We start from the raw sequence: 25,898 nt of genomic DNA on the forward strand, positions 1-25,898 counted from the left end.
ACAAATTTATGACGGATACCAGCGGATGAGCTGGCGCGGGTCACAGATGTCGGTAGATGTCCGCCGGAGAGAGGCCCTTCGCGATCATCATGACCTGCAGGTGATAAAGCAGCTGGGAGATTTCGGCAGATGTTTCATCATCGCTCTGAAACTCGGCGGCCATCCACACTTCGGCCGCTTCTTCGACGATCTTCTTGCCAATGGCGTGCACGCCGGCGTCGAGTTCACGAACGGTGCCGGAGCCTTCCGGGCGGGTGCGGGCCTTGTCGCTGAGTTCTACGAACAGGTCATCGAAAGTTTTCACGACTCTAGGTTACCCGCCCGTGACGGTGACTCGCCGCGCGTTCGCGCAGCAGGCCGATCTGAGCGGCCGGATTCTCGGCCCCGAACACACTGGACCCGGCCACGAAGGTGTCGGCACCGGCTCGGGCTGCGATCTCGATGGTCTGCGCGGTGATGCCGCCGTCGACCTGCAGCCAGACGTCGAGTCCGGTCTTCTCCACCTGTGATCGCAGCTGGGAAAGCTTCGGCATGGTCTCTTCCATGAAGCTCTGGCCGCCAAAACCGGGCTCGACGGTCATCACGAGCACCTGGTCGAACTCGTCGAGCAGGTCGAGGTACGCCGTGACGTCGGTACCGGGCTTGAGCGCGATGCCGGCGCGGGCGCCGATCTGCCGCAGCCGCCGGGCCAGCGCCACCGGCTCGGTCGTCGCCTCGGCGTGAAAGGTGACCGAGTAGGCTCCGGCCTCGGCGTAGCCGGGCGCCCACCGTTCCGGGTCGTCGATCATCAAGTGGATGTCCAGCGGCAGCGGCGACACCTGCTGCAGCCGCTCGACCATGCCGAGCCCGAAGGTGAGGTTCGGCACGAAGTGGTTGTCCATGATGTCCACGTGCACGAGGTCGGCGGAGCGGATGCGGGAAAGCTCGCTCTCAAAGTTGGCGAAATCGGCGGCGAGGATGCTCGGATTAATACGGGTAGCCATCCCTTCAGCTTATCGAGCTTGAAGGAGCCGCTCGGCGCGTCGAGCCTTCAAACCGGGCAGAGCGCTAGCCCTGCACCAGGCGCTCGTACCAGGCCAGGGCGGACTGGTCGGTGAGGCTCGCGACCTGGTCGACGATGACGCGCTTGCGGGCGGCATCGTCGGCGGCGGCCTGCCAGTCTTCGCGAAAGCCGGGGTCGAGGTGTTCGTCGCCGGACTGGTGCAGGGTTTCGGCGAGCAGGGTGAGCACCTGGCGCTGCTGCACGTAGATGGGCTTGCGGGTATTGCGGGTCATGACGAAGGCCGCGACAATGCCCTTGAGCACCGAGATTTCGGCCTGGATCTCCCGCGGCACGATCACATTCGCCCCGAACCGCAGCATGTTCGCACCGGGGTGTGCTTCTTTGGTGGCGTGTACGGCAGCACTGCTGAACCGGCCGATGAGCTGGCTGGTGAGGTTCTTGAGGTGGCCCTGGTCGCGTCGCCCGGCGGTCCAGGAGTCCATCCAGACATCGAGGGAGTCGAGCCGGTTGAACGCGGTCGCCAAGTCCTCCGCGCTGGTCTGGTCGCCGATCCACTCCGACATGGTGGCGAGGAGTTCGTCGTGATCTGCGCGGCTGCTCAGGGCTGCCACGTCGACGTAGCCGTTGACGATGGCGTCTTCGAAGTCGTGCACGCTGTACGCGATGTCGTCGGAGAGGTCCATCACCTGGGCTTCGATGCAGAGTTGTCGGTCGGGCGCTCCCTCGCGCAGCCACTCAAACGCGGCCAGGTCGTCCTGGTAGAACCCGAACTTGGCCCGCCCGCTCGGGTCATAGACCGAGGATCCTTCTGGCCAGGGATACTTGCAGCTTGCGTCGAGGCTCGCCCGGGTCAGGTTGAGTCCGTAGCTTCGCCCGTCGGGTCCAAACACCTTCGGCTCGAGCCGGGTGAGCAATCGCAGGGTCTGCGCGTTCCCCTCGAAGCCGCCGATGTCTTCCGACCACAGGCTGAGCGCCTTCTCGCCGTTGTGTCCAAAGGGAGGATGCCCGATGTCGTGCGCGAGGCAGGCGGTATCGACGATGTCGGGGTCGACGTTGAGGCGGGAGGCGATCTCCCGCCCGACCTGGGCGACCTCGAGCGAGTGGGTCAGTCGGTTGCGGGCAAAGTCGAGCCCCGCCGTGGGACTGAGGACCTGCGTCTTGGCCGCGAGGCGCCGCAGAGCGCTCGAGTGCAGCAGTCGGGCGCGGTCGCGGGCAAAGTCACTGCGCCGCGAGTAGTGCTCTTCGGGAAACCAGCGGGCCTCGTCGGTCTCGCTGTATCCGGTTTTGTTAGCCACCGCTGGTATCCCCTTCGCCCTCGGTCAAATTCAGTCGCTCCGCCCCGAAAAGATCCTGAGACTCGAGCCAGTGCTCGGGCAGCGACGGTTTCTTCGGTGTTCCCGCGCGCCCGCGCGGGCCCTCAACGTCTGAGCCCGGGTAAGGCAGCGAGGCGTCGAGGGTGCCGAGCAGGTCGTCGAGCTGCGCGAGAGACTGCACCATCGCCAGGCTCGCGCGCAGATCACCGCCGACCGGGTAGCCCTTGAAGTACCAGGCGACGTGCTTGCGAATGTCGCGGCAGGCCCGGTCTTCGCTGTCGAAGTATTCGGTGAGCAGTTCGGCGTGGCGGCGGAAGGCGTTGATGACCTGGCCGAGCCCCGGTTCGGCTTTGAGTTCCTGACCGCGAAATGCAGCGGCGAGGTCGCCGAACAGCCACGGACGGCCGAGGCAGCCGCGCCCGACGACGACGCCGTCGCATCCGGTTTCACTGACCATGCGCAGGGCGTCGTCGGCCGACCAGATGTCGCCGTTGCCGAGCACCGGCACGTCACTGATGGCGTTCTTGAGCTTCTCAATTGCCGACCAGTCGGCGTGGCCGGAGTAGAACTCGGCGGCCGTTCGGCCGTGCAGGGCGATGGAGGCGACGCCGGCTCCGGCGGCGGCCTTGCCAGCCTCAATGTAGGTGAGGTGGTCGGCGTCGATGCCCTTGCGCATCTTGACGGTCAGCGGAATCGGCCCGGCCGCAGTCACTGCGGCCTCCACGATCTGACGGAACAGGCCGATCTTCCACGGCAGGGCAGCTCCCCCGCCCTTGCGGGTGACCTTGGGAACCGGGCAGCCGAAGTTGAGGTCGATGTGATCGGCACGGTCCTCAGCGACGAGCATGGTCACGGCCTCGGACACCGTTTTCGGGTCAACACCGTAGAGCTGAATGGAGCGGGTGGTTTCGCTCTCATGATGGGTGATCAACCGCATGGTCTCGGTGTTGCGTTCGACGAGCGCGCGCGAAGTGATCATCTCGCTCACAAACAGTCCAGCGCCGTATTCGCGGCACAGCCGGCGATATGCGGTATTGGTGATGCCGGCCATCGGCGCGAGCACCACGGGCACGTCAAGCGTGAGCGGGCCGATACTGAGCGGACCAACGGCCAATTGGTCGATCGGCGCCCGCTGGTCGTAGGCGGAAGTAGGTGAAGTCATGGTGGGTCAATTCTCCCAGAAAGCGCGTGGTGCTCCGAATCCTCTGCATCGCGGATGCCGGGCGCACACAAAAACGCAGCTGCCGCGCCCGGAAAGGGGCGTACGGCAGCTGCGCTGTTGACGAAATGGGCTCAGATCAGCTGCAGCAGCCGCCACCGCAGCAGGAGCCAGCGGCTTCGTCGGTCGCGGTCGCAGCACCCAGGAGCTCGATGGTGGGACGACCGGCAGCGTCGGTGAAGACGGGCGGGGTAGTGATGGTGTCAGTCATGAGTTATCTCCTTGAATCAATTGGGTGAAACGGTGAAGTCTGCGGGTACAGCTGGTTGCTTACCCGTCAGGCTACGCGAGTTCGCTGGGTATCGGGTTACGCGGGGACGTCGTCGATCCCGTCCCCGGTCTTGGCCGAGCGGTCGGCGCGGGCCTGGTCGAGCGCCTGAGTGAACGCCGTCGGATCCTGCGCGCCGGAAATGCCGTAGCGGCCGTCGATCACGAAGAACGGAACGCCCTGGATGCCGTAGGCGCCGGCCTGTGCCACGTCGGCCTTGACCGCGGCGAGGTGCTCGTGGGCGGTGAGTGACCGCACGACGTCGGCTCGGTCGAGTCCGATCTCGGCGGCGAGGTCGGCGAGGTCTTCGATCCGGCCAACGTGGCGGCCATCGATGAAGTAGGCCTTGAGTAGGCGTTCCTTCATCTCGAGCTGACGGCCGTGCGCCTTGGCGTAGTGCAGTAGTTCGTGCGAAATGACCGTGTTGGTCTGGTGCACGGAGTCGTAGTCGTAGTGCAGGCCAACGCTCTCGGCGATGCCGGTGACACGCTCGAGCATCTGCTCCACCTCGGCGAGGGGCATACCCTTCTTCTCACTGAGGTACTGCACAGGCGTTCCGGCGTAATCGACCGGGGTATCGGGTGAAAGTTCAAAGCTGTGATACTCGACCTCGACGGTCCCGTCGAACTGGGCGACACCGGCCTCAAACTTACGTTTACCGATGTAGCACCAGGGGCATTGCACATCGGACCAGATGTCCACCTTGATGGTGTCGGTGCTCACGGATGCGGACGCTTCGGTACCAGTTGTATCAGTCACACTCGGGCCAACGGGGCACAGGGCCCCGGTATTCCCCAACCGAAATATTCAGGCCGTCGGGGTGTCGACCGCTCCGCCATAACGACGGTTGCGGGCGGCATACAGCTCGACCGCGTGCCACAGGTCGACTCGGGTGAAGTCCGGCCACAGGGTATCGAGAAAAACCATCTCGGCATAGGTGCTCTGCCAGAGCATGAAGTTGCTGGTGCGCTGCTCCCCCGAGCTGCGCACGAACAGGTCGACGTCGGGCAGCTCGGGCACGTACAGCTGCTTGGCGATGGTTTTCTCGGTGATTCCCGACGGCTTCAGCCTGCCGGCGGCGACATCCTCGGCCAGCGCGCGCACGGCATCCGCGATCTCGGTGCGCCCGCCATAGTTCACGCACATCGTGAGGGTGAGTACGTCATTGCCCGCGGTGAGTTTCTCGGCAAACTGCAGCTCGTTAACAACGGATGCCCACAGCTTCGGCTTGCGCCCGGCCCACCTGACCCGCACGCCCCACTCGTTGAGCTGATCGCGGCGGCGGTGCAGCACGTCCCGGTTGAAGCCCATCAGAAAACGCACCTCATCGGGCGAACGCTTCCAGTTTTCGGTAGAGAAGGCATACACGCTGAGCTGTTTGACGCCGATCTGGATGGCTCCGGCGACGACGTCGAGCAGGGCTGCCTCGCCGGCCTTGTGCCCTTCGATCCGGGTGAGGCCCCGGCCGTTGGCCCAGCGGCCGTTGCCGTCCATGACTACGGCGACATGCTCCGGCACGACCTTTCGGGGCAGATCGGGCGGGTACAGGCCGGTCCAGTCGAGCGGTTTGAACGCGACGGCGTCCTTGTGGGTGAACGGTTTATGGCCGAACAGGCCGGCCATCATCGGGCGACGTGTTCCAGCGAGCGAAGCCCGCGGCCCAGGTGCCACTGGGTGTAGGCGGCGACGACTCCGGCGGCCTGGTTTTGCGTGCGATCTGGGCTCGCCGCGGCGTGCTCCCAGTCGCCGGTGAGCAGGGCGCTGAGTAGGCCGATCGTCGCTGCGTCGAGCCGCGGCGACCCGGGTGGGGCGCAAGAGTCGCAGACGATGCCACCGAGCTGCACGACCATGGCCGAGTGTTGCCCGCCATCACTTGACTGCGTGGCGCCGCAGCGGGCGCAGTCCTGAAAGCTCGGCGCCCAGCCGGCCATCGATACGGCACGTAATAAATAGGAGTTGAGGGTGAGGTGGGAGCCGTGCTCCTGCCGGGACAGCGACCGCAGCGCACCGACGAGCAGCAGGTATTGCTGCAGCGACCCCTCGGATTCGGTGAGTTTGTCGGCCGTTTCGACCATGACGCTCGCCGCGGTGTAGCTGCCGTAGTCGGCCGTGATCAGGGCGCCGTAGGAGCCGAGGGACTCGGCCTGCGTGATGATGTCGAGGCTGCGGCCCTCGTACAGCTGCACATCGGCGACCATGAACGGCTCCAGCCGGGCGCCGAACTTGGAGCCGGTGCGGCGCACGCCCTTGGCCACGGCGCGCACCTTGCCGTGCGCGCGAGTGAGCATGGTGACGATGCGGTCGGCTTCACCCAGCTTGTGGGTGCGCAGCACAACGGCTTCATCTCGGTAGACAGGCACAGGTAATTATCCCACTCTGTCGCGCAGACTTCGGTCACGGCTCGAGTACCTGTCAAACGGATGCCTCCGGTCGCTGAAAATGTGTCACGAGTCGCATCAGGCTCTGGTCTTTCCGGGCAGATGGGGGGAAACTTAGAGCACGTAGTCCCCGTGGTATGGAGGTTTTTCATGAAACCAGTCCAGGGCAGTCTGCCCGACATTATGCCCGTGCTGTCGACAGGCAAGCACCGCACTCCGAAAAGTGGCGGCTGCTTCATGGAGTTCGCCTCCTACCTCGCCGGCGAGTCCTGGAGCGACCACCCGGCCTGCACCCACCCGGTGCTGGCCTCGCTCGCCCGGATGGTCAACGATTGCACTTCCGACGATGCCAGGTCACGACTCGCCCTGCTGATTCCGTCGGTCATCGGCCTGACCAGTTCCGATCAGCGCGTCGACAAGCGAATCGAAATCGTGGTCGCCCTGCGCGCTGGCTGCGAAGCCCTTCCGACAGCGAGCCTGGAACGCCAGCGCGCGCTCGCCGGGGGCGTGCTGACCTGCGAGCGGAACGCATCCGTTCTTGACCCGCAGTTCGCCGAGCGGGTCGGCCCGCTCATTCGGACTGCTCTGCAAAAAGCGCCAGACGCCGAACGGTGGGCGCGTGACTTCCTTGGCAGCGTGCATTCCTGGTCGCACACCAAGTTCACGCCGCGCACCGCCGACACGATCATTCGCGTCGCCGTGCAGGGCATCAGCGAGGCGTGTATTTCCGACCCGGACGCCCGGCTGTATGTCCTGCTGGACCATGCAATCAACGATTGTCGCGTCCTCCTCGGCACCCGTACACCAGACCGAACGGCGCAACTGCCAGCCCTGGCTTAGTACCCAGCACACAGCCAGGCCCCCGACCGCACCCGGATGGTGCAACGAAAGCCCAGACTGCAGAGTCTGGGCTTTCGTGTGTTGCGTTTGAGCGGATGCTGTCAGCTTAGACGGCGGACAGCTCCCGGTCGCCGACCTCGGCGCGAATGCCGCGGTTGACGGCGGAGACAACCGACTTGAGCGAAGCGGTGGAAATGTCCGCGTCGATGCCGACGCCCCAGTAACGCTTGCCGTTCACGTCGAGCTCGACATAGGCGGCAGCCTGGGCGTCGCCCCCGGCCGACAGCGCGTGCTCGACGTAGTCGTAGAGCGTGATCGCGATGCCGCGCTCGGCCATGACGCCGAGGAACGCGTTGATCGGGCCGTTGCCGGGGCCGGTGGCCTGCGCCACGGTGTCGCCGTCACGAAGTTCGACCGCGAGGTCGACGGTGCCGGACAGGTCGCTTGAGGTGCGCGTGGAGTGCAGTTCAAACCGGCCCCACTGGGCTTCCGGGTTCTTGACCGTAGCCGGCAGGTACTCGTCGTTGAAGATGTCCCAGATCTGCTCGCTGGTGACCTCGCCACCCTCGGCATCCGTTTTGGCCTGCACGACGCCAGAGAACTCGATCTGCAGCTTGCGTGGCAGGTCGAGGGCGTGGTCGGTTTTGAGCAGGTAAGCGACGCCGCCCTTGCCGGACTGCGAGTTGACCCGAATCACAGCCTCATAGCTGCGGCCGAGGTCCTTGGGGTCGATCGGCAAATACGGAACGGCCCAGACCAGGTCGTTGACCGTGCAGCCCTGTTTGGCGGCATCGGCATCCATCGCTTCGAAGCCCTTTTTGATGGCGTCCTGGTGCGAACCGCTGAACGCGGTGAAGACGAGGTCGCCAGCCCACGGGTTGCGCTCGGGCACGGGCAGCTGGTTGCAGTATTCCGCGGTGCGCTTGATCTCGTCGATGTTGCTGAAGTCGATCTGTGGGTCGATTCCCTGCGTGAACAGGTTCACGCCGAGGGCGACGAGGTCGACGTTTCCGGTGCGCTCACCGTTGCCGAACAGGCAGCCTTCGATGCGGTCGGCACCGGCCAGGTAGCCCAGTTCGGCGGCGGCAATCGCGGTGCCGCGGTCATTGTGTGGGTGCAGTGAGATCAACACGTTCTCGCGCTGGGTCAGGTGACGGCTCATCCACTCAATGGAATCGGCGTACACATTGGGCGTGGCCATTTCGACGGTCGCCGGCAAGTTGAGAATGACTTTGCGCTCCGGGGTCGGCTGCAAAATCTCGATGACCTGGTTGGAGATGTCAACGGCGAAGTCGAGTTCGGTGCCGGTGAAGCTCTCGGGCGAGTACTCGTAGTAGATGGTCGTGCCGGGAATGGTCGCTTCCATCTGCTTGCACAGGCGGGCCCCGAACAGGGCCAGATCGACGATGCCCTGCTTCTGCTCGCGAAACACCACCTCGCGCTGCAAAATACTGGTGGAGTTATAGAAGTGCACGATGGCCTGTTTGGCGCCGGTGATCGACTCGTAGGTGCGCTTGATCAAATGTTCGCGAGCCTGGGTCAGAACCTGGATCGTAACGTCGTCGGGGATGGCGTTCTCGTCGATGAGGCTGCGCACGAAGTCGAAGTCGGTCTGGCTCGCCGAGGGAAAGCCCACCTCGATCTCCTTGTAGCCCATGCGCACGAGCAGGTCGAACATGATGCGCTTGCGCTCGGGGCTCATCGGGTCGATGAGCGACTGGTTGCCATCCCGCAGGTCGACCGCGCACCAACGCGGTGCAACCGTGATGCGTTTACTCGGCCAGGTACGGTCGGGCAGCTCGACGGCGAACTGCTCGTGGTACGGGCGGTAGCGGTGAATCGGCAGGGTGGACGCGGTCTGATTGTTCTTCATGATCCTGTTTCCTCGTGGGTGTCGCACAGCCAACGACGAACGCCGCGACGAGGGAGGCCTTTAGATTAGGACCCGTCGCGGCAGCTAAGGAGGAGCGCACCGTTCAACACATTTTCAGGCTAGCACCGTTTGGCCTGGTTTCGACCACGTCGTGTCAGAGGGCCACTGCCAGCGGATGCTACTGGCTCAGTCCCCGCGCCAACGTCACCACTTCCCGCACCGACAGGCTGGGAAGGTAGGCACGAGCGAGCGCGAGGCCGATCTCGGGCAGCGCGACCGGATCCGGGAACGACATGAAGACCGGCGCGAACTCCGGCTGGAACTTGTTCTTGAACAAGAGCAATGACCGAAACCCGTACACCGGCTCGAGCGTGCGACCGAGATAGTCGAGCAGGCCGGCGGCAATACCGCCCTGCCGCGGGCCGGATACCGGCGCGAGCGGCGCCACCGACAGGCTTAGAAACTCGACCTCGGGGCGCTCCTGCATGCGCTCCGCGGTTTGCGCGATCAGAAATTCCATCACTCCGTTGATGCTGTCCGGTCGCCGCCGCATGAAATCAAGGGTCCAACCGATGATCTCGCCGTCTCGGCGGGTGGGCAACCAACTGGTCACGGCGTGCACCCGCTCCGCACTGTCGACGGCGAGCATGAGGCGCACCTCCGGGTCGTGCAGTTCATCGAGCCCGCCGAGGGTGAACCCGAGTTCGGGGAGTTCTTTCTCCTGCACCCACTGCTCGGAGATTTCTGCGATTTGGGCCGCCGCGGTGAAGGACAGCGACCGGTAGGTGGTCCACTCTGCTCGCACCCCGGCTCGATCGGCGCGATTGATTGACGAGCGAATGTCCTGCCACTTCCTTCCGGTCGTGCTCCAGGTACTCGGCCGCAGGAGCGTCTCCTCCCCCACCTGCATGGTGGGCCAGCCCATAGCGACGAAAACACTTTTCCAGCTGTCGTGCAGGCTGTAGAACACCGGAACCCAGCCGTGGTCGTCGCACATCCGGGCGAAAAACGCGACCGCTTCGGCGGCTTCCGAGCGCGGCCCGATCGGTTCGGACGTTGTGATGGCGATGCCATTGACCACGCGGTAGGCGATGGCCGTTCGTCCGCTCGCGCTGAACCAGAGCGAGTTCCCTCTCCAGGTGGCCATAAACCCGAGCGACCCGTCGCCGAAGGTGCTGAGCAGCGTGCGCAAGCGTGCCGAAGCGTCGACGCTGGGACCGACCGCTACGCTGCGCAGGGCCACGATCGCGCCGACGAAGACGATGATCCAGAACACGGCACCGACGCTGTCATAGAGCGTGGTGGCCAGGGCGTCATTGGGCAGAAAGGACACCCGTTCGAGCCGGAGAAAGCCGACCGGGATGAACCGCTCAGGGACATCCGCTATTAAATCGAACAATGTGACGCCGGGCCGAAAATGGGTCCGGAGCAACCAGCCCAGGCCCACGTAGGCTGCGGCGAGGCCGGTGAAACTTCCGACGGTAACGAGCAGAAACCGGTGCCACTGGCCGGTGCGGGTAGCGACCGGAAAGTGACGCAGATTGGCCAGGATGACCACTGCGACCAGGAGCGGAACGAGCACCGACACTCCGAGAATAAGGGTGACCTCCCAATAGCGACCGGACTGCCACTGCCAGACGTAGGGTTGCCCGGAGATCGGCAGCAGCCCGTAATACCAGGCGGCAAGCAGCGCGAGCCCGGCGTTGAGGGTGATGGCGAGCCAGGCGGCGAACCGGCGGCCGCGAGCCAGCCCGAAGGCGGCAACGACGAGGGTGAGCAGGGGAAGCAGGCTCACCAGCACCGGGCCGGCCCCGCCGATGCGTTCGAGGCTGAGCTCCTGCACACACTGCCGGGTGATGTCGCCCAGCAGGCAGCGGTCGACGACTTCGCCAGCCGTCGGTACGTCTTGGGTGAGCAGCAGGCCGAGCGGTGCGAGCGGGCCGTACCGGGCGCCGGAGAAGATGGTGATGACCGGCCCGACGGCGACCATGCCCACGATCGCCGCGAGCAGGGTGCGGGATTCGTGATCGGAGCTGCGTCGCCAGGCGCTCAACGGCCGAATCGGTCGACTCCGCCAGCCAACCCCGAACCAGCCAACGCCGAGCCCGACCAGCACGGCGAGCAGACGGTACAGGTCGGACGGTTGGCCGGAGTACAACACCAGCACCAGCACGGTCGACACCCCGAGCACACGAATACGACGACGCCAGAGCGGCCCGGCGAAGAAACTGGCCGCCAGCGCGCTTCCGAAGATCGGAGTGAACGGGTCCATCGCCCAGAGTTCGCTGACTCCGCGCGACCACATCTCCCCGCCGGCAACGCCGAGGAATTGCGCACCGATGCCGATCGTCGCGCCGAGAATGGCGGTGACGAGAAAGGCGATCGCGGTGCGGCACGTTCCCATCAGCCGTTCGGCGAAGCCGAGCACGATCAGCGTTCCGGCCAGCGCGAGCAGTAGTTCGGCGCCGTTGTCGACGAAGAACACCGAGGTCAGCGGTGACCACCAGTGGCCGTGGTCGATGACCGATTCGTAGCCGGTACCGAGCAATAAGCGGATGCTGCGCGCCGGTCCCGAGATCACTCCGGTCGCGAGGCCCACCGCGAGGAGTGCGGCGGCGTAGCCGACGGCGAACGGTCGCTGCCGCGCCCATCGGATCGACGAGCGCAGTGCGGAACCCGAGCCGGGCCTGCCTGGGTCGCTCGTGGTGGCGTCGGATTTGAGACTGCCGGTGGTCACTGGGTCATCGCAATCATGGCGGGCGCGAGCAGTGCGGTGCGCGCGGCGATGATCGGCAGCGCGGTGGTCCAGGCGTAGTCGACGGTATGCCAGTCGTGGGCGGTACCGGGTGACTCGAAGAGGTGAGTGTCGACGCCGGCGCGCTGGGCGGCATCCGCTACCGCGCGTATGCCGGGGAGAAAGCGAATATCGTCGTCACCGACCACGAAGATCGCACCGAGCCCGGCGTAGGGCGCGTGGGCGGCGAGGATGGCGGTCGGCGCAGCGGTCGCATAGCGGGAAACGCTGCCGCCGAAACCGGATTGCACGGTGTGCGCCTCGCTTCCGTTGCTGGGAACGAGCTCTCCCGAGATGTCCAAAATCGTACTGAATACTTGGGGGTGTGCCGCGCCGAGTTGTATGGAGCAGGTGCCTCCCTGGGAAAACCCGGCGATGGTCCATCCGGCCGGCTGGGCGGGAACGTGCAGGTGAGACTTGATCCAGGCTGGAACGTCGATGGTGAGGTAACTGGCCGAGTTGCCGAGCGCGGAGTCGACGCACATCGGGTTGTTGCCCGGCGCGCCGAGTTGATCGGGAACAACAAGGATCGGGGCGAGACCGGAATGCGCCCGAGAGTAGGTGTCGAGAATGCTCGCCAGATGACCGGCCGTGAACACGTCGCTGGGGCTTCCGGGCTGACCGGAGAGCATCTCGACCACGGGCAGGGCCGGTGGGTACGGGAGCTGCGCCGCTGGCGGCAGATAGACCAGCGCGTCCCGGGCGGCGAAACCGGATTCCGTGGCTGGAATGCTGACCGTGCCCACGACACCGGTACCCTCGGCTGCGAGGCCGGTGGCATTCGCTGAGTCGGGATGTGCCGCTCTGGTCTGTGCGTCCGGGGCCTGTGCAGCTGCGAGGGCCTCGTCGAGCGGCGGGTAGCTCGCGAGCCCGAGGGCGACACGCAGCGTCGGAAACTGGCCGACGTCAGCGTTGATTCCCGCTGCGGCGCTGAGCAGACAGAGTCCGATAGCGCACACCGCCACGACGCGGCGCCAACGCACCTGGCCGCGCAGGTTCAGCACTACCACGGCAAGACTGGCCCCCAGGGCGGCGGTCCACAGCCGGGTTCCGGTAGAAAGAGACACTCCCCACGGGTCCCAGACATCGCTGATGAACCAGGCCAGCGCCCAGCCGACAGCCGCGCCCACGACGGCACCGATGACGGTGACGATGGCCCGGCGAACGCCGGTCGGGCCGAGCAGCACGAGCAGCAGCGCAAGGCCGGTTGCCGCGTAGAGGATGGTGAGGAGGGGAAGGCCGACGAGGTCCAGATCGAGCGGGTTGACGCCCGAGAGCAGCGAGTTCATTCAGATCCTCCACTCTCACTCTGGCACCACCGGCACATTCCTGCGCGGGTCGTGCTGAGTTATCAGCCCGTGTTCGGCGAAACCACGGCTGGCGCTCGGCTCACACCCAGCCCGCGGGCGGATGCTTCCCCGCCGTCTCTCTACTGACGCTCCCCAGCAGGCTCCTAGCGCAGGTCGCGCAGGCGGTCAGTGATGCTGTTCTCTTCCCCCGACCTGCGCTCATAGGTGACGGCGATGATGAGGAGCACGGCGCCGACAACGGCCAGGGTGATCCACCACGGCATCGACTCGATCCCCCGACCGATCTGCACGAGAAAGACCAGAACGTTCTCGAGCGGAAGCACGACGATTCCGATCAGGAACGGCGCTGCGAGCTTGAGACTCGAGCCGCTCAGGATGGCGACGAGCGCAATGACGATCACGAGGATCGCCCGCCAGGTCTGTGGGTCGGTGAAAGTGGCCGCTACCGATGCCACGAGCAGGGTCACGACGCCGGGGGCGAGCAGCGGCCACGAGCCGTACCAGCCGGCTGGCCAGCCGGTCACCGTGCCGTCTTGCCTGCTGCCGCTGTCTGGCTGCTGGCGGGCAGCATCCGCTCGCGCACCAGTCAGGACTACGGCGCCGGCCGCAATCAAGAAGAACCCCAGCGGCAGGGAGAACCACTCGACCCGCAGCTCGCGCGGACTCCACGCCACGATCGCGGTGAGGAACGCGATCGCGAAGACGAACCACACGGGTGGAAGGCTGCTCGGCCGGTTACGCAGCCGCCAAGCGATGACGACGACGGCTAGGAGGTAGGCGAGCGTGAGGGACCACATCATCCAGATCGTGAACCAATCGCGCTCGATCGAGGGCCAGGTGGCGACTGCGACGTAGACCGCCGTGGGCGCGTACAACCAGCGGGTGCGGGATAACCGCGACCCCTGCGGGGCGATCCTGAGGATGGCTCGAGCGCCGAGGGCTGCAGGCAGTGCACCGGCGAGGCCGATTGCGAGGCTGAGCAGAACGAGCGGCACTCCACCGGCCAGGATCGGGTCGGCACCGAGACCGAATCTCGCCCCCTGAATGGCACCGGCCGCCCCGGCAGCGATCGCGACCCCCAAAGTCGGCCGTTGCAGGACTCGAAGGTATTCGGCGCGCGCGGAAGCGCCCCGGCCGAGCAGCATGCCGAGGCCGAGCAGAAGCCAGGACCCCGCGATCAGGCCGTAACCACGCCACGGCGCCAGCGCGGCCGTTCCCGAGCCGGATACTGTCACAATCACCAGGATGGGTGCGACGGCCACGACCAGACCCGCCGCGTACAGCGACACGGCGCGGGAACCGCGTGCCGTGAGGATCAGGCCGACAGTCGCGGCGGCCAGGCTCGGTGGCAGCAGGTAGGGTTCGAGCACGCCGATTCCGGCGATGGCCCACAGACACCAGAGCGCACCCGTGAATGAGGCAGCGGCGACCCACCACCCGTAGCGGCGCTGTGCCCACAACGATGTGGCCGCGGCACCGAGCCCGAGAACGAGCAGCACGATGAAGGTGGTCGGCAGCCCGGCAGCGACGCGCACGAGCGCCAGAGCGACCGCGATCGCCGCGGTGAGCAGTGTGGAGGCTTCAATCGCGATCCGGGCAGCTGCCGCATCCCGCGTACCAATTCCCTGCTTGCCCAGCATCGACCGGATCAGGCCGGTGCTCGGAAGCACGACGGCGACAATTACGGCGACAATCGGCAAGGTCACCGGTGACGCGCTGCCAAGCAGCACCTGCGCGCCGAGGCAGATCACCACAACAGCAAGTGACGGAACGAGGAGTCCGGCGGCGATCGCACGGAGCACGAGGCCCAGGCCGGCACGCCGCGTGTTGAAGAGGGTGAGTGCCAGAAGAAAGATGAGGGCGGTCGAGAGAGCTGTCCAGCCGCTGCGCTCGAAAAGCACCTGCGCAACCCCGATCAGGAACGGCACCGACGTCACGACCAGAATCGCGTACCACGCTGGTGCCGCCACCCGGCGGAGGAACGTCGCGGCGATGGCGCCGATCGAGCCGAGCGATGTGGTGAGGCAGAGCAACGCGATCGTGCCGATGCCCAGCAGGTCGAGCGCCACGCCGAAGACGAACAGTGCGTAGGCATAACCTGCACCGACGTGCAGAAATCGTGCCCGGGTCGGCACGGTTCGCGCGATGGCGGCGAGGGTCGCGACGATCGCGATGCCCGCCCAGACCGTGACAACGTCATCGACCAGGGAGCAGACCGTGGCCAGCAACACCGCGAAATGGGTGCCCAGCACGAGGGGTAGCCGCATCTTCAGGGCGGCGTTACCGATGCGCGGAACAGCGACGAGCGCGACGCTCGCCGCCACGGCCAGGCCCAGGGCGATCGCGATGCGCGACCACAGGGGCATAACGGGCTGACAGGCAAACGCCAGCCCGGCGAGGGCGGCGAGCCAGATCGCAATCGAGCCGGTCCACGCGGCCAGCTTGGGGGAAGCATCCATTCTGGCGCCATCACGGTGCCTGCTTATAATCGAGAACGCTCCGAGTCCGGCCGCCATGGCGCACAGGCCGAGCACAACGGCGAGAAAGCCGTGCGGGGGCATGAATCCGGTCGCGCCGCCGTCTGAGCCGGTCAGTGACGTGAGCACCGTGACGGCCCCGATCAACACCGCGGAGAGAACGGGCACGAGGACACTCACACCCGCAACCGCGAGCACGCCGCCCAGGAATGCTCGACGGTCGAGGGCGTGGGCTCTCGGAGCCAGCGCCTGGAGCACGAGCAGTGCGGCGGCCCCTGCTCCGGGGGCGACGGCCTGGTACCACTCGTCCGCGCCGTGCGCGCCGAGGTCGAGCGCGAAGGGCAAACTGACCGCGGCCGCCATCGCGGCGGCACCGGTGACGGCGCTCCAGAAGATTTTGGCGAGCTGCCGGGTCGTGAGCAGGGCGAGAACCGCGACGGCGGTCAGCACGGCGGTAATCGTCAACCAGTACTGGGTCGTGCTGGTGAATTCGATGAAGCCTATCTGGGCCAGCACGATGCCGGTCGCGAGGATCTGAATGGTCGCCAGTGTCACTCGCTCAGATACCAGGCGTGCATCAATCCGCCGCGCAAGCCCGGGTATGGTCGCGATCAAGGCCAGCGCGACAAAAGCTACTCCGAGGTGCCCCAGGGTTGCCGACAGTGTGGTTGCGCCCGCGTAGCCCAGCATCGCCGGAACGAGCGTGAGCGCGGCGAGCGAGATCCAGAGCCAGCCCCGAATTCGCGCGAGCGTCGCCATGACGACCATGACGCCTCCGCTGACCAGTGTTCCGGTGGCGGCGAACACCCACGGGCTGACTCCGGTCGGCGCCAGTTCCGAGAACGCGTAGACGTCGAGGGCGACGAAGACCATCCCAAGGCCACCGACGGCCTCCGCCGAGAATTGCAGCTGGCGACGGGCCAGCAACCAGCTGGCTCCGAGAAAGAGGAGCGTGACCAGGCCGACGATCACACTGCGCAGGGCGTGATCCCTGAGGTCAGGGTTGAAGAAGGTGAAGACGATCGCCGAAATCGCGAACAATCCAGCGCCCGCGACTGCGAGCACTGACTGCACCGTCGCGCTCGACCGCGAAATATTCGGGGTCGCAGCGCCCTTGCCAAATTGCGCGGGCATCCGTTGTGGAATCGGTGCCGATGTCGGTACGACGCTGTCTTCGGTTTTGGTCGCACGGGACGGATGCGCCACGCGAACGAGTGCCTCCTGCCGCCTGACGAGCGCCGCAGCAGCCGCCCCGGAGGTGGACCAGAGCTCGGCCGCCGCAGCGCCAACCAGTTCGGCGCCGCATTTGCGGCACGGGCTTTCGGGCAGTGCGATCCCGCAGACGGGGCACGACGTCCGGTCGAGTAGGTGACGAATCGCGACGTCATTCCAGGACTTGACAGCGCGTGGCACGGTCATGCCCCCGTTTGTGCTGTCGTGGCGGCCGCATCCTCTGGCACCCACATGAAGATGTCACCGGGCTGGCAGTCGAGCACGCGGCAGATCGCATCCAAGGTGGAGAAGCGCACGGCTTTCGCCCGACCGTTTTTGAGCACAGAAACGTTTGCCGGTGTGATGTCGATTGCGGCGGCAAAGTCGGCGACCGACATCTTCTTCCTGGCGAGTTCGACGTCGAGGTTGATGACGATGGGCATCAGACCACTTCCGCCAGGTCTTGTTCCAGCTCGGATGCCTTACGCAGGAGCCCGCGCATCACCACGATCATCAAAGCGAGTCCCGAGCCGATGACGATTCCGAGCGCGCACAGCATGATGACCGACGGCGAGGCAACACCGGCGACCGCAAGGGTGATGAACGATCCAAGGATGAGGAGGGTGGCCAAGGCGACTATGCCGAGGATGAAATTGACATACCTGAATGCGTTTACTCTGAAAATGATGGATGCCCGCACCAGCGACAGCAGCCGCCACACGCAGACGAGCGCGACCTGCACGCAGAGCAGGAACGCCACGGTGACAACGATCCCGGGCACCTGGAGGTAGTCGAGTTGGGTGGATTTTTCGACCATCTGCTGCGCGACCGCTGGAATAACGAAAACCTGGCACGCTAAAAGCAGTGCGATCAGTGCGAAAATGAGCGTTTTCAAAGTGATGATCGCCGTGCCATGCATGAAAATCCTATCGTTTATCGGTGTAAATCTATCGATAAACAATATACATAGATTTCCCACCGTTGACAGATCACTTGTGGCACGGGGCCGTTTGCGGGATCCGTCGCAGCTAGGCGTCGGAGATGCCGGATCGTAAATTCTGTTCACGAGGCTGGCTGCTTTTGAGCGCAAGTCGCTGTTCCTGAATGATGCGGCCACCGCAGGGCTGCCCGGTAGGTTCAATCCTTCCGCATGGGCGGACTGCGCGCGAGCCTGGTACGGGAGCGCCGCGCGGGAGCGGCCTGTGAGGCAAAAAAAACCGCGATCAAACGGCCCTTAAAACATTTCTTTGGGTATTCTTTGCGAGTTTTCGCCGATTCAGTGCTTGTATGCGTGATTTTTCCTCGGGAATGTCGGTGGTCGGGTGTTGGGTTGAATTATGAACGACCTGGCGCTGGAGCTCACCCGGGTAGCGGTCGCTGTCGCCGCGCTCGGTGGCTCCAGTGCCGAGTTCGGCGGCCTGTCCGATGCGGCGGTGCTCGCGGCGCGTGGTCCGATCGCCGACCTGTTGCGGCTGAGCAATACGGTCGCGGCGTTGCTGGCAGGCACGATCGCGCGCAGGTCCAGGCCGGAGTTGGGTCAGTCGGGGTTGGCGGCGCGGTACGGGCTTGGTAACCCGACCCTGATGGTGCAAGACGCTACCGGGCTGAGCCGCATGGAGGCCGGCCGACTGCTGGCCGTGGGCGTACTGATGAGCGACACCGAAACCGCTGAACGGCGGGCGGCCGATGCTGCCCGGGAGGCTGAGCTGGCCGCGCAGGTTGCCGCCGAAGCAGTGGCGGAAGCAGTGGCGGAAGCAGTGGCGGAAGCCGAGCGGGAGGCTGCACGGGCGGCGGCGCGGGCGGCGGCGCGGGCGAAGTTGCACCCGGATCTGCCGCCGCTACCCGCGGCCGTGCCCCGCCGCGACTCGGACTCGTCAGCGCGTCAAGGACGACCCGCGCACCCTGGACCAAATCGCCGCTGATTCCTTCACCCAGCTGCTCAAACTCGGCGCTGACGCCGACCCGAACACCATGTTCGGCGGCCGCCGCCCGGTCGTGCAGATCATCGTCACCAAACACGACCGCCCCACCACCATCCCCCACCCAATAGCCCGCCCGGCCGCTGGCCCTGCAAGCACAACGGGACCAGCCACTGGCCCTGTCCGCGCAGATCGCCCGATAACCGGGTCGGGCGCGCCGACTAGCACAGCANGATAACCGGGTCGGGCGCGCCGACTAGCACAGCACCCGCTCCGGTCGCCCCGACCGCGCCGACCGCGCCAGAAGCCCAGGCGACCGGGAGCACAGGGAGCAGCGATAGCACCGAAAACCCTGCGAACACTCGGGGCGCCGACAAGGCGCCGAGTGGCACATTGGCGGGCAGCGGAACGGGCCGGATGGCGGCCCCCGGGCGGAGCGCTGAAACCACAAATTCTACCGAACGCGCTAGCTCCCACCCCGTTTTCGGCTACCTCGAGGGAAACCCCGCGCCGGTGTCGGCGGAGACGATCGACCGGCACCTCTGTGACACCGGCTACCTCGGCATCTTGTTCAGTGAGTCCGGGCAACCACTCAACGTCGGGCGAGAAGAACGTCTCTTCAACCGCGAGCAACGCCGGGCCCTCGCCGCGCGTGACGGCGGATGCCGCTGGCCCGGCTGCGACCAACCACCGTCGTGGACAGAGGCGCATCACATCGACATGTGGTCTGATCAAGGACTTTCCAACATCAACTTCGCCATAATGCTCTGTGCGCACCATCACCTGTTGCTGCACAACCGACATTGGAAGATCTATCTCCAGGGTGGCGAGTACTGGCTGCACCCCCGGTCGAGATCGACCCGGAACAGACTTTGATCTACCTGCCCAGCCAGAACCCGCTCCTGCAGGCACCCGAACAGCTTGACCTTCCGACGCCGGCTACCCCCGCGGCTGGTCGGGCAGATCGCGGCAAGTTATGGGATGGTGGTCTCGACGGGCTCGACCCGCGCACGGGGGACTACCCGCGACCGGGCTACCCAAATGACGACTACCGAAACTGACCCTTCGCGTTGGCTGGTCTCCTGCGGCTGGTGCCGCCAGCTGCGCGTTATAAGGTTTCGGCCTCCATCGCTCGTTCCTCGCGCCTCGACCAGAAAGACTCGCTGATCGAGGCACGAGCCTGCGAGCGATCGAGATCCGGTCGCGATGCGTTAGAAGCCGAGGCGCCCGAGCTGCTTCGGGTCGCGCTGCCATTCCTTGGCGATCTTCACCCGCAGCGACAGAAAGACGCGCTTGCCGACGAGCGGTTCGATCTGTTTACGCGCGCGGGTACCGACATCCTTCAGCCGGCTGCCCGACTTGCCGATGATGATGCCCTTCTGGCTGTCTCGTTCGACGAACAGGTTGGCGTAAATCTCAACCAGTTCCTGGTCATCACGCTCGATGATGTCGTCGATGGTCACGGCGATCGAGTGCGGCAGCTCGTCGGTGACGCCCTCGAGGGCTGCCTCGCGAATGAACTCCGAGATGCGCGACTCGAGGGTCTCGTCGGTGACGGTGTCGGCTGGGTAGAGCGGGGCATCCGCATGCGGCAGCAGGCGCAGGAGTTGGGTCGCCAGGGTGTCGAGCTGGATTCGGCTGGTCGAGGAGATCGGAACAATGGCCTCCCAATCCCGCAGCTGGGAGACGGCGAGCAGCTGATTGGCGACGTTGGTCTTGGAGGATGCATCAATCTTGGTGACGATGGCGACCTTTTTGGCCCGCGGGAAGGCATCCAGTTGCTCGTTGATGAACTTATCTCCCGGGCCGATCGGCTCGTTGGCCGGGATGCACAGGCCGATCACGTCGACGCCGGCCAGGGTCGCCGTGACCAGGCTGTTCAGGCGCTCACCGAGGAGGGTGCGCGGGCGGTGGATTCCGGGGGTGTCGACCAGAATGAGCTGGCCGTTCTTCTGGTGCACGATGCCCCGAATGGCGCGGCGGGTGGTCTGCGGCTTCGACGAGGTGATCGCGACCTTCTCCCCCACGAGTGCGTTCGTCAGGGTGGACTTTCCCACGTTGGGGCGTCCCACGAAGGAGACGAATCCCGCTCGGTAATCGGCGGGGTGCGCCGGTGTTGCTGCGGTCATGACCGTTCTCCTTCATCATCAGACACTGTGCTACGGTTCGTTCCCGTGAGAAATGCGGTCTGCGCATCAATCAGCGCGTCGTCGCGCTCCACCAGCACGGTGCTGATGCGCTTACGACGACCTTCGGTGCGTTCGGCGGTGAGGTTCAACCCGCTCACCGAGGCGACCGACCCGGCGACGGGCAGTCGCCCGAGCGCCTTGGCCAAAAGACCACCGACCGAGTCGACATCATCGTCGTCGAGCTCGAGGCCGAAGAGTTCCCCGAGCTCGTCGACCGGCAGTCGGGCGCTGACCCGAAAATGCCCATCGCCAAGGTCTTCGAACTCGACCACATCGCGGTCGTACTCATCCGAGATATCGCCGACGAGCTCCTCGATCAAATCCTCGAGGGTGACCAGTCCGGCGATGCCGCCGTACTCGTCAACGACCATGGCCAGGTGGTTGGACTCAAGCTGCATCTGCCGCAGCATATCGTCGGCTTTCTTGGATTCCGGCACGAACACGGCCGGACGTGCGAGTTCGGCGACCGTCAGCTGCAGGGCATTGATCGGGCGTTCAAAGACCAGCCGGGCAACGTCGCGCAGGTAAAGGATGCCGGCGACGTCGTCGACCTCGCCGCCCCGAACGGGCACGCGCGAGGTACCGCTGCTCAGGAACAGGCCCATGGCCGCGTCAATGCTCGCGTCGGCGTCGATGGTGATCATGTCGGTGCGGGGAATCATGAGCTCCCGCACGACAGTGTCGCTGAACTCAAAAATTGAGTGGATGAGCTCGCGGTCGTCCTCCTCGATTACGTCGAGTTCGGTGGCCTCGTCGACCATGCTGAGCAGCTGGTCTTCGGAGGTGAAGGTCGCCAGCTTGGTGCGGCCGGGGGTGACGCGGTTTCCGAGGGCGACCAGGGCGTTCGCGATCGGTCCGAGCAGAACGCGCGCAACATGCACGAGCAACGCGGTGGCCGTCAGCAGAGCGACCGGATGCGCCCGCCCGACACTGCGCGGACTGGCACCGACCAGCACAAACGAAACCGAGGTCATGATCAGCGCCGACAGCACCAGCGCGAGCCACAGGGCCTCGATGGTGGTCGCAAAAACGAGGGTCACCAAGACCGCCGCCGTGGTCTCGGCTGTAATGCGAATAAAGTTAATCGCATTCAGGTGCGCGCCGGTGTCCTCGGCGATCGCGCGGAGCGACCGTTTCGCCCGCCGCGTCGGCACCAGGCCGACAATATCGGCCCGGGATTGGGTCGTGATCGCCGCGTCGACGGCGGCCATCAGACCGGCAAACACGACCAGAACCACGGCCGCGTAAATAAACCACACGATGTGCATCAGGGGCGTTGTCGTTCCTGCATGGCAAAACCGATGAGAATGTCGCGCTGAATGCCGAACATTTCCTTCTCTTCGGCCGGTTCGGCGTGGTCGAAGCCGAGCAAGTGCAGCACGCCGTGCGTGGTCAGTAGCAGTAGCTCATCGAGGGTGCTGTGTCCGGCGGTTTCAGCCTGCTCCTTGGCGACCTGCGGGCAGAGCACGATATCGCCGAGCAATCCGGGCGGGGTCTCCTGCTCCTCGGTACCGGGGCGTAGTTCGTCCATCGGAAAGCTCAGAACGTCGGTGGGGCCCGGCTCATCCATCCACTGCACGTGCAGCTGCTCCATGGCACCCTCGTCGACCAGCACAATGGCGAGTTCGGCGTCGGCGTGCACGTGCATGGTGTCGAGCGCGAAGGCAGCGAGGCGCTGAATGGCGGCCTCATCGACCGGGATGGTCGACTCGTTGTTGATTTCGATGCTCAACTGGAACTCCGTTTCGGGTTGCGGCCGGGTGCATTGCCGGTGCGCTGCGGGCCTTGAGTAGCAAATGCGCGCGCTTCGGCGCTCTCCTGGCGGAGGGCCTGTTTCTGCGCGTCGTACTCGGTATACGCGTCGACGATGCGCCCGACCAGCGAGTGCCGCACAACGTCGGCACTGGTCAGATAGGAAAAGTGGATGTCGTCGATACCGTCAAGGACGCGGGTCACCAATTTCAAGCCGCTGCTGCCGGCCGGCAGGTCGATCTGGGTGACATCGCCGGTGATGACCATCTTGGAGCCGAAGCCAAGGCGGGTCAGGAACATCTTCATCTGCTCGGGCGTCGTGTTCTGGGCTTCGTCGAGCACGACGAAGCTTGCGTTCAGGGTGCGACCGCGCATGTAGGCGAGCGGGGCGACCTCGATAGTGCCGGCCGCGAGCAATTTGGGGATCAGTTCGGGGTCAAGCATTTCGCCGAGCGCGTCGTAGAGCGGCCGCAGGTAGGGATCGATCTTGTCCGTGAGCGTGCCGGGCAGAAAGCCGAGCCGTTCTCCGGCCTCCACTGCCGGGCGGGTCAGGATGATGCGCTCAACCTCTTTGTTCTGCAGGGCACGCACCGCCTTCGCCATGGCGAGGTAGGTCTTGCCGGTTCCGGCCGGTCCGATGCCGAACACGATCGTGTTGTCGTCGATCGCGTCGATGTACTCTTTCTGGCCGATCGATTTGGCCCGAATACTCTTGCCACGGGCGGTCAGAATTGGGGCGCCGAGCTGGGCGGATGGGCTCACGGAACTGTCGGCAGCCAGCATCCGTGACGCGGTGGCCACCTCGGTCTCGCCGAGGTCGTGGCCGGTGCGCAGGGCCAGCTGCAGCTCCTCGATCAAGCGACGCACGGCCTCGACGTCGTCGGCCGAGCCGCCGAGCGTCACGTCGTTGCCGCGCACGTGCACGTCGACCTTCGGGTAGGCGGCCTCGATGGTGTTCAGGTAGCGGTCTTCGGGGCCGAGCAAGCGCACCATGGCGACGCCGTCAACGGTGAAGCGCAGCTCCCTGTTGGAGTCAGCTTTAGAAGAATCAGAGGGCGCCAAGCGAGTCCTCCCCCAGCTGATCAGACGCTTCGGGGCTGCCGAGCACGTGCGCGTGCACGTGGAAGACGGTCTGGCCGGCAGCCGCCCCGGTGTTGAACACCAGACGGAACTGTCCGTTGGTGCGTTCGGCCGCGATCTGCTCGGCCACGGCGACGAGTTCGGCGAGCAGGGTGGGATTGCCGGCGGCGAGCTCGACCACGTTTTGATACTGAGGGTCTTTCGTGGTGACGACAACGTGCACCGGGGCTTTGGGTGCAATGTCGAGGAAAGCGATAATGCGCTCGGTTTCGGCCACGATCGTCGCCGGAATCTCACGCGCGATGATGCGGCTGAAAATGGTCGGTTGGGCGACGGAAGAAGACATACCTCTATCTTAAGCGGCGCTATCAGCGGCACGCACTACCAACGGCACGCTCTACCAGCGACCCAAAGTTGCATTGAGGATTGCGAGGGCGGCTGGCCCCGCGGTCGATGTGCGCAGCACGGTGTCGCCGAGGCGTACCTGGCTCGCGCCGGTCTGCTCAAGCAGGAGCAGTTCGGCCGGCGATATTCCGCCCTCGGGGCCGACGACGAGCAGAATGTCGCGGTCGTCGGTGGGGACGGCCACCTCGGTGAGGCGACCGGTTGCGGTCGGGTCGAGCAGCAGCATCCGTGTCGTGGCGGCCAAAACGGCCAGCTGCTTGGTGCTGGTCAGCTGGGCGACATCGGGCAGCCAAGCCCGGATCGACTGTTTGCTGGCCTCACGCAGGATGCTGCTCCAGCGTTCGTGGCCTTTGGCGATCTTCGCGCCCTCCCACTTGGTGATGGAGCGGGCTGCGGACCACGGGATGACGCCGTCGACGCCGAGTTCGGTGGCGGCCTGAATGGCCAGTTCGTCCCGGTCACCCTTGGCGAGGGCCTGCACCAAGCGGATGCGCGGCGTCGCCGCCGCAGTCTCGCTCGCGTCATCGACGCGCAGGGTCAACTGCAAAGCGTCCGCCGTCAGCACGGCTCCCTCCAGCAGCAACCCGGCCCCATTACCGAGGCGGAGCCGGTCCCCGGGGCGCACCCGGCTCACCGTGACCGCGTGCCGCGCCTCGTCGCCGTCCACGGTGACCACCTGCCCCGGGCGGCACTGCGCCGCCCGGAGCGTTTCTTGCAGGTAGAAATGTGCCACGTCAGCCGAGGAACCGGTCGCGCAGCTTCGCGAACAAGCCCTGCTGGTACTGGCTCAGGGTCGGCGCCGGAGCCGCGTAGCGGGCTGCGAACTGTTCGATCAGGTCGCGTTCCTTGTGGTCGAGCTTGGTCGGGGTGAGCACGTGGATGCCGACCTTGAGGTCGCCGCGGCCACTGCCGCGCAGCTTAGTGATGCCTCGATCCTTGATCGTGAGTACCTCGGAGCTCTGCGATCCGGGGCGAATCTCTACCTCGATGTCGCCGTCGAGAGCCTTGACGGTCACGGTGGTGCCGAGAATCGCACTGGTCATCGGCACGTCGAGCGAGCACATTAGGTCGTCGCCGTCACGGCTGAACACGTCGTGATGGCGCACCTTCATCTCCAGGTACAGGTCCCCATTGGGACCGGCAGCCGGGCCGGCTTCGCCGCTGCCGGGCATCTGCAGGCGCAGGCCGGTGTCGACGCCGGCCGGAATATCGACCGGAACGGTGCGGCGGGCGCGAATGCGGCCCTGACCGGAGCAGGTCATGCACGGGGTGGCGATGATGGTGCCGTAACCGCGGCAGGAACCGCACGGGCTGGACGTCATCACGTTCCCGAGCAGGGAGCGCACGGCGCGCTGGATGCTGCCCGTGCCGTGGCAGATGTCGCAGGTGATCGGCGCGGTGCCGGGCGCGCAACAGGAGCCCTTGCAGGTCTCACAGACGATCGCCGTGTCGACCTCCAGGTCGCGGTGCGTGCCGAAGATGACCTCGTCGAGGTCGAGGTCGACTCGAATCAGAGCGTCCTGGCCGCGTTCGCGGCGCGAGCGCGGACCACGGCTGCTCCCGCCGCCGCCGAAGAAGGTCTCGAAGATGTCGCCGAAGTTGCCGAAGTTCTGCCCGTCGAAGCCGCCGTTCTGGCCGCCGCCCTGGTCATACTTCTGGCGCTGCTTGGCGTCGCTCAGCACGTCATAGGCGTGTGTGATGCTCTTGAACCGTTCGGATGCTTCGGCGCCGGGGTTCACGTCGGGGTGCAGCTCGCGGGCGAGGCGACGGTACGCCTTCTTGATTTGGTCGGTGGTTGCGTCGCGGTCAACGCCAAGCGCTTCGTAATGGTCAGCCAAAGGTGGCTCTCCTTGATTTTTTTATGAT

The 25,898-nt window shown here is 65.5% G+C and carries 24 protein-coding genes; 3 read left to right on the forward strand and 21 right to left on the reverse strand.

What is annotated here, in order from left to right; all coding sequences use genetic code 11:
• Positions 1–40 precede the first annotated feature (40 nt).
• The 8 genes from CXY80_RS13680 to recO form a co-directional block, all read right to left on the reverse strand.
• On the reverse strand, positions 41–304 hold the full coding sequence (locus CXY80_RS13680) for a phosphoribosyl-ATP diphosphatase (protein WP_092107778.1): 264 nt from the start codon (positions 302–304) through the stop codon (positions 41–43).
• A gap of 4 nt (positions 305–308) precedes the next feature.
• Entirely contained in the window at positions 309–983 is a 675-nt protein-coding gene (gene rpe / locus CXY80_RS13685; RefSeq protein WP_104132826.1) for a ribulose-phosphate 3-epimerase, read from the reverse strand.
• Between the two features lie 64 nt (positions 984–1,047).
• The gene (locus CXY80_RS13690) at positions 1,048–2,298 is read right to left on the reverse strand and encodes a deoxyguanosinetriphosphate triphosphohydrolase (RefSeq protein WP_104132827.1); all 1,251 of its coding nucleotides are present in this window, start codon (positions 2,296–2,298) and stop codon (positions 1,048–1,050) included.
• Positions 2,291–3,478, reverse strand: coding sequence for a tRNA dihydrouridine synthase DusB (gene dusB, locus CXY80_RS13695; RefSeq protein ID WP_092448517.1), 1,188 nt, complete (start codon positions 3,476–3,478; stop codon positions 2,291–2,293). The genes CXY80_RS13690 and dusB overlap by 8 nt, the downstream gene beginning before the upstream one ends.
• Before the next feature lie 136 nt (positions 3,479–3,614).
• Complete coding sequence (locus CXY80_RS20475; protein WP_255411856.1) at positions 3,615–3,746, reverse strand: hypothetical protein; 132 nt, start codon at positions 3,744–3,746, stop codon at positions 3,615–3,617.
• Positions 3,747–3,842: 96 nt separating this feature from the next.
• Positions 3,843–4,562, reverse strand: coding sequence for a DsbA family protein (locus tag CXY80_RS13700; RefSeq protein WP_233195379.1), 720 nt, complete (start codon positions 4,560–4,562; stop codon positions 3,843–3,845).
• Positions 4,563–4,610: 48 nt separating this feature from the next.
• Positions 4,611–5,429 carry an isoprenyl transferase gene (locus CXY80_RS13705; RefSeq protein WP_233195380.1) on the reverse strand — a complete coding sequence of 273 codons (819 nt, stop codon included), beginning with the start codon at positions 5,427–5,429 and terminating at the stop codon, positions 4,611–4,613.
• Positions 5,426–6,163: a DNA repair protein RecO gene (recO, locus tag CXY80_RS13710; RefSeq protein WP_092448515.1), complete on the reverse strand. Its 738-nt coding sequence runs from the start codon at positions 6,161–6,163 to the stop codon at positions 5,426–5,428. The genes CXY80_RS13705 and recO overlap by 4 nt, the downstream gene beginning before the upstream one ends.
• Before the next feature lie 168 nt (positions 6,164–6,331).
• Here recO and CXY80_RS13715 point away from each other — a divergent pair, with 168 nt between their 5' ends.
• The gene (locus CXY80_RS13715) at positions 6,332–7,021 is read left to right on the forward strand and encodes a hypothetical protein (RefSeq protein WP_199182273.1); all 690 of its coding nucleotides are present in this window, start codon (positions 6,332–6,334) and stop codon (positions 7,019–7,021) included.
• Between the two features lie 106 nt (positions 7,022–7,127).
• Here the strand turns inward: CXY80_RS13715 and leuA are convergent, their stop codons facing one another.
• The 6 genes from leuA to CXY80_RS13745 all read right to left on the reverse strand — a co-directional run bounded on the left by leuA (position 7,128) and on the right by CXY80_RS13745 (position 17,648).
• Positions 7,128–8,894: a 2-isopropylmalate synthase gene (leuA, locus tag CXY80_RS13720; protein ID WP_104132831.1), complete on the reverse strand. Its 1,767-nt coding sequence runs from the start codon at positions 8,892–8,894 to the stop codon at positions 7,128–7,130.
• Positions 8,895–9,072: 178 nt separating this feature from the next.
• On the reverse strand, positions 9,073–11,631 hold the full coding sequence (locus tag CXY80_RS13725) for a DUF2156 domain-containing protein (protein ID WP_233195381.1): 2,559 nt from the start codon (positions 11,629–11,631) through the stop codon (positions 9,073–9,075).
• A complete protein-coding gene (locus tag CXY80_RS13730; RefSeq protein ID WP_104132832.1) occupies positions 11,628–12,977 on the reverse strand; it encodes an esterase family protein in 1,350 nt (449 codons plus the stop codon). The genes CXY80_RS13725 and CXY80_RS13730 overlap by 4 nt, the downstream gene beginning before the upstream one ends.
• Positions 12,978–13,141: 164 nt before the next feature.
• Positions 13,142–16,894 (reverse strand): SCO7613 C-terminal domain-containing membrane protein, encoded by a 3,753-nt coding sequence (locus tag CXY80_RS13735; RefSeq protein ID WP_104132833.1) that lies wholly within the window; start codon positions 16,892–16,894, stop codon positions 13,142–13,144.
• Complete coding sequence (locus CXY80_RS13740) at positions 16,891–17,130, reverse strand: helix-turn-helix transcriptional regulator (protein ID WP_092448510.1); 240 nt, start codon at positions 17,128–17,130, stop codon at positions 16,891–16,893. Before CXY80_RS13740 ends, CXY80_RS13735 begins: the two co-directional genes overlap by 4 nt.
• Positions 17,130–17,648, reverse strand: a complete 519-nt coding sequence (locus CXY80_RS13745; protein ID WP_146070741.1) for a DUF2975 domain-containing protein — start codon at positions 17,646–17,648, stop codon at positions 17,130–17,132. Before CXY80_RS13745 ends, CXY80_RS13740 begins: the two co-directional genes overlap by 1 nt.
• Positions 17,649–18,024: 376 nt before the next feature.
• Here CXY80_RS13745 and CXY80_RS19170 point away from each other — a divergent pair, with 376 nt between their 5' ends.
• Both CXY80_RS19170 and CXY80_RS19760 read left to right on the forward strand, forming a co-directional pair.
• Positions 18,025–18,609: a hypothetical protein gene (locus CXY80_RS19170; RefSeq protein WP_146070742.1), complete on the forward strand. Its 585-nt coding sequence runs from the start codon at positions 18,025–18,027 to the stop codon at positions 18,607–18,609.
• 800 nt (positions 18,610–19,409) lie between these two features.
• On the forward strand, positions 19,410–19,667 hold the full coding sequence (locus tag CXY80_RS19760; RefSeq protein WP_199182278.1) for a hypothetical protein: 258 nt from the start codon (positions 19,410–19,412) through the stop codon (positions 19,665–19,667).
• A 150-nt stretch (positions 19,668–19,817) separates the two neighbouring features.
• Here the strand turns inward: CXY80_RS19760 and era are convergent, their stop codons facing one another.
• The 7 genes from era to dnaJ are packed head-to-tail and all read right to left on the reverse strand — an operon-like array spanning position 19,818 to position 25,870.
• Complete coding sequence (gene era, locus CXY80_RS13760) at positions 19,818–20,735, reverse strand: GTPase Era (protein WP_092448506.1); 918 nt, start codon at positions 20,733–20,735, stop codon at positions 19,818–19,820.
• A complete protein-coding gene (locus tag CXY80_RS13765; protein ID WP_170851536.1) occupies positions 20,732–22,063 on the reverse strand; it encodes a hemolysin family protein in 1,332 nt (443 codons plus the stop codon). The genes era and CXY80_RS13765 overlap by 4 nt, the downstream gene beginning before the upstream one ends.
• Complete coding sequence (gene ybeY, locus CXY80_RS13770) at positions 22,063–22,527, reverse strand: rRNA maturation RNase YbeY (RefSeq protein ID WP_092448504.1); 465 nt, start codon at positions 22,525–22,527, stop codon at positions 22,063–22,065. Before ybeY ends, CXY80_RS13765 begins: the two co-directional genes overlap by 1 nt.
• Positions 22,524–23,540, reverse strand: coding sequence for a PhoH family protein (locus CXY80_RS13775; protein ID WP_092448503.1), 1,017 nt, complete (start codon positions 23,538–23,540; stop codon positions 22,524–22,526). Before CXY80_RS13775 ends, ybeY begins: the two co-directional genes overlap by 4 nt.
• Positions 23,541–23,595: 55 nt before the next feature.
• On the reverse strand, positions 23,596–23,973 hold the full coding sequence (locus CXY80_RS13780) for an HIT domain-containing protein (RefSeq protein WP_092448502.1): 378 nt from the start codon (positions 23,971–23,973) through the stop codon (positions 23,596–23,598).
• A 51-nt stretch (positions 23,974–24,024) separates the two neighbouring features.
• Complete coding sequence (locus CXY80_RS13785; RefSeq protein WP_104132835.1) at positions 24,025–24,765, reverse strand: 16S rRNA (uracil(1498)-N(3))-methyltransferase; 741 nt, start codon at positions 24,763–24,765, stop codon at positions 24,025–24,027.
• A 1-nt stretch (position 24,766) separates the two neighbouring features.
• The gene (dnaJ, locus tag CXY80_RS13790) at positions 24,767–25,870 is read right to left on the reverse strand and encodes a molecular chaperone DnaJ (RefSeq protein ID WP_092448500.1); all 1,104 of its coding nucleotides are present in this window, start codon (positions 25,868–25,870) and stop codon (positions 24,767–24,769) included.
• Positions 25,871–25,898: the final 28 nt, after the last annotated feature.

This window comes from Cryobacterium sp. M91, assembly GCF_002929615.1.
In the GTDB taxonomy this organism is placed as follows: Bacteria; Actinomycetota; Actinomycetes; order Actinomycetales; family Microbacteriaceae; genus Cryobacterium; species Cryobacterium levicorallinum.

Excerpts from the sequence above, each read along its gene's own strand:
- rpe (WP_104132826.1), bottom strand. The coding sequence starts at position 983 with ATGGCTACCCGTATTAATCCGAGCATCCTCGCCGCCGATTTCGCCAAC.
- dusB (WP_092448517.1), bottom strand. The coding sequence starts at position 3,478 with ATGACTTCACCTACTTCCGCCTACGACCAGCGGGCGCCGATCGACCAA.
- CXY80_RS20475 (WP_255411856.1), bottom strand. The coding sequence starts at position 3,746 with ATGACTGACACCATCACTACCCCGCCCGTCTTCACCGACGCTGCCGGT.
- CXY80_RS13705 (WP_233195380.1), bottom strand. The coding sequence starts at position 5,429 with ATGATGGCCGGCCTGTTCGGCCATAAACCGTTCACCCACAAGGACGCC.
- CXY80_RS13715 (WP_199182273.1), top strand. The coding sequence starts at position 6,332 with ATGAAACCAGTCCAGGGCAGTCTGCCCGACATTATGCCCGTGCTGTCG.
- leuA (WP_104132831.1), bottom strand. The coding sequence starts at position 8,894 with ATGAAGAACAATCAGACCGCGTCCACCCTGCCGATTCACCGCTACCGC.
- CXY80_RS13730 (WP_104132832.1), bottom strand. The coding sequence starts at position 12,977 with ATGAACTCGCTGCTCTCGGGCGTCAACCCGCTCGATCTGGACCTCGTC.
- CXY80_RS13735 (WP_104132833.1), bottom strand. The coding sequence starts at position 16,894 with ATGACCGTGCCACGCGCTGTCAAGTCCTGGAATGACGTCGCGATTCGT.
- CXY80_RS13740 (WP_092448510.1), bottom strand. The coding sequence starts at position 17,130 with ATGCCCATCGTCATCAACCTCGACGTCGAACTCGCCAGGAAGAAGATG.
- CXY80_RS19170 (WP_146070742.1), top strand. The coding sequence starts at position 18,025 with ATGAACGACCTGGCGCTGGAGCTCACCCGGGTAGCGGTCGCTGTCGCC.
- era (WP_092448506.1), bottom strand. The coding sequence starts at position 20,735 with ATGACCGCAGCAACACCGGCGCACCCCGCCGATTACCGAGCGGGATTC.
- CXY80_RS13765 (WP_170851536.1), bottom strand. The coding sequence starts at position 22,063 with ATGCACATCGTGTGGTTTATTTACGCGGCCGTGGTTCTGGTCGTGTTT.
- CXY80_RS13775 (WP_092448503.1), bottom strand. The coding sequence starts at position 23,540 with ATGGTGCGCTTGCTCGGCCCCGAAGACCGCTACCTGAACACCATCGAG.
- CXY80_RS13780 (WP_092448502.1), bottom strand. The coding sequence starts at position 23,973 with ATGTCTTCTTCCGTCGCCCAACCGACCATTTTCAGCCGCATCATCGCG.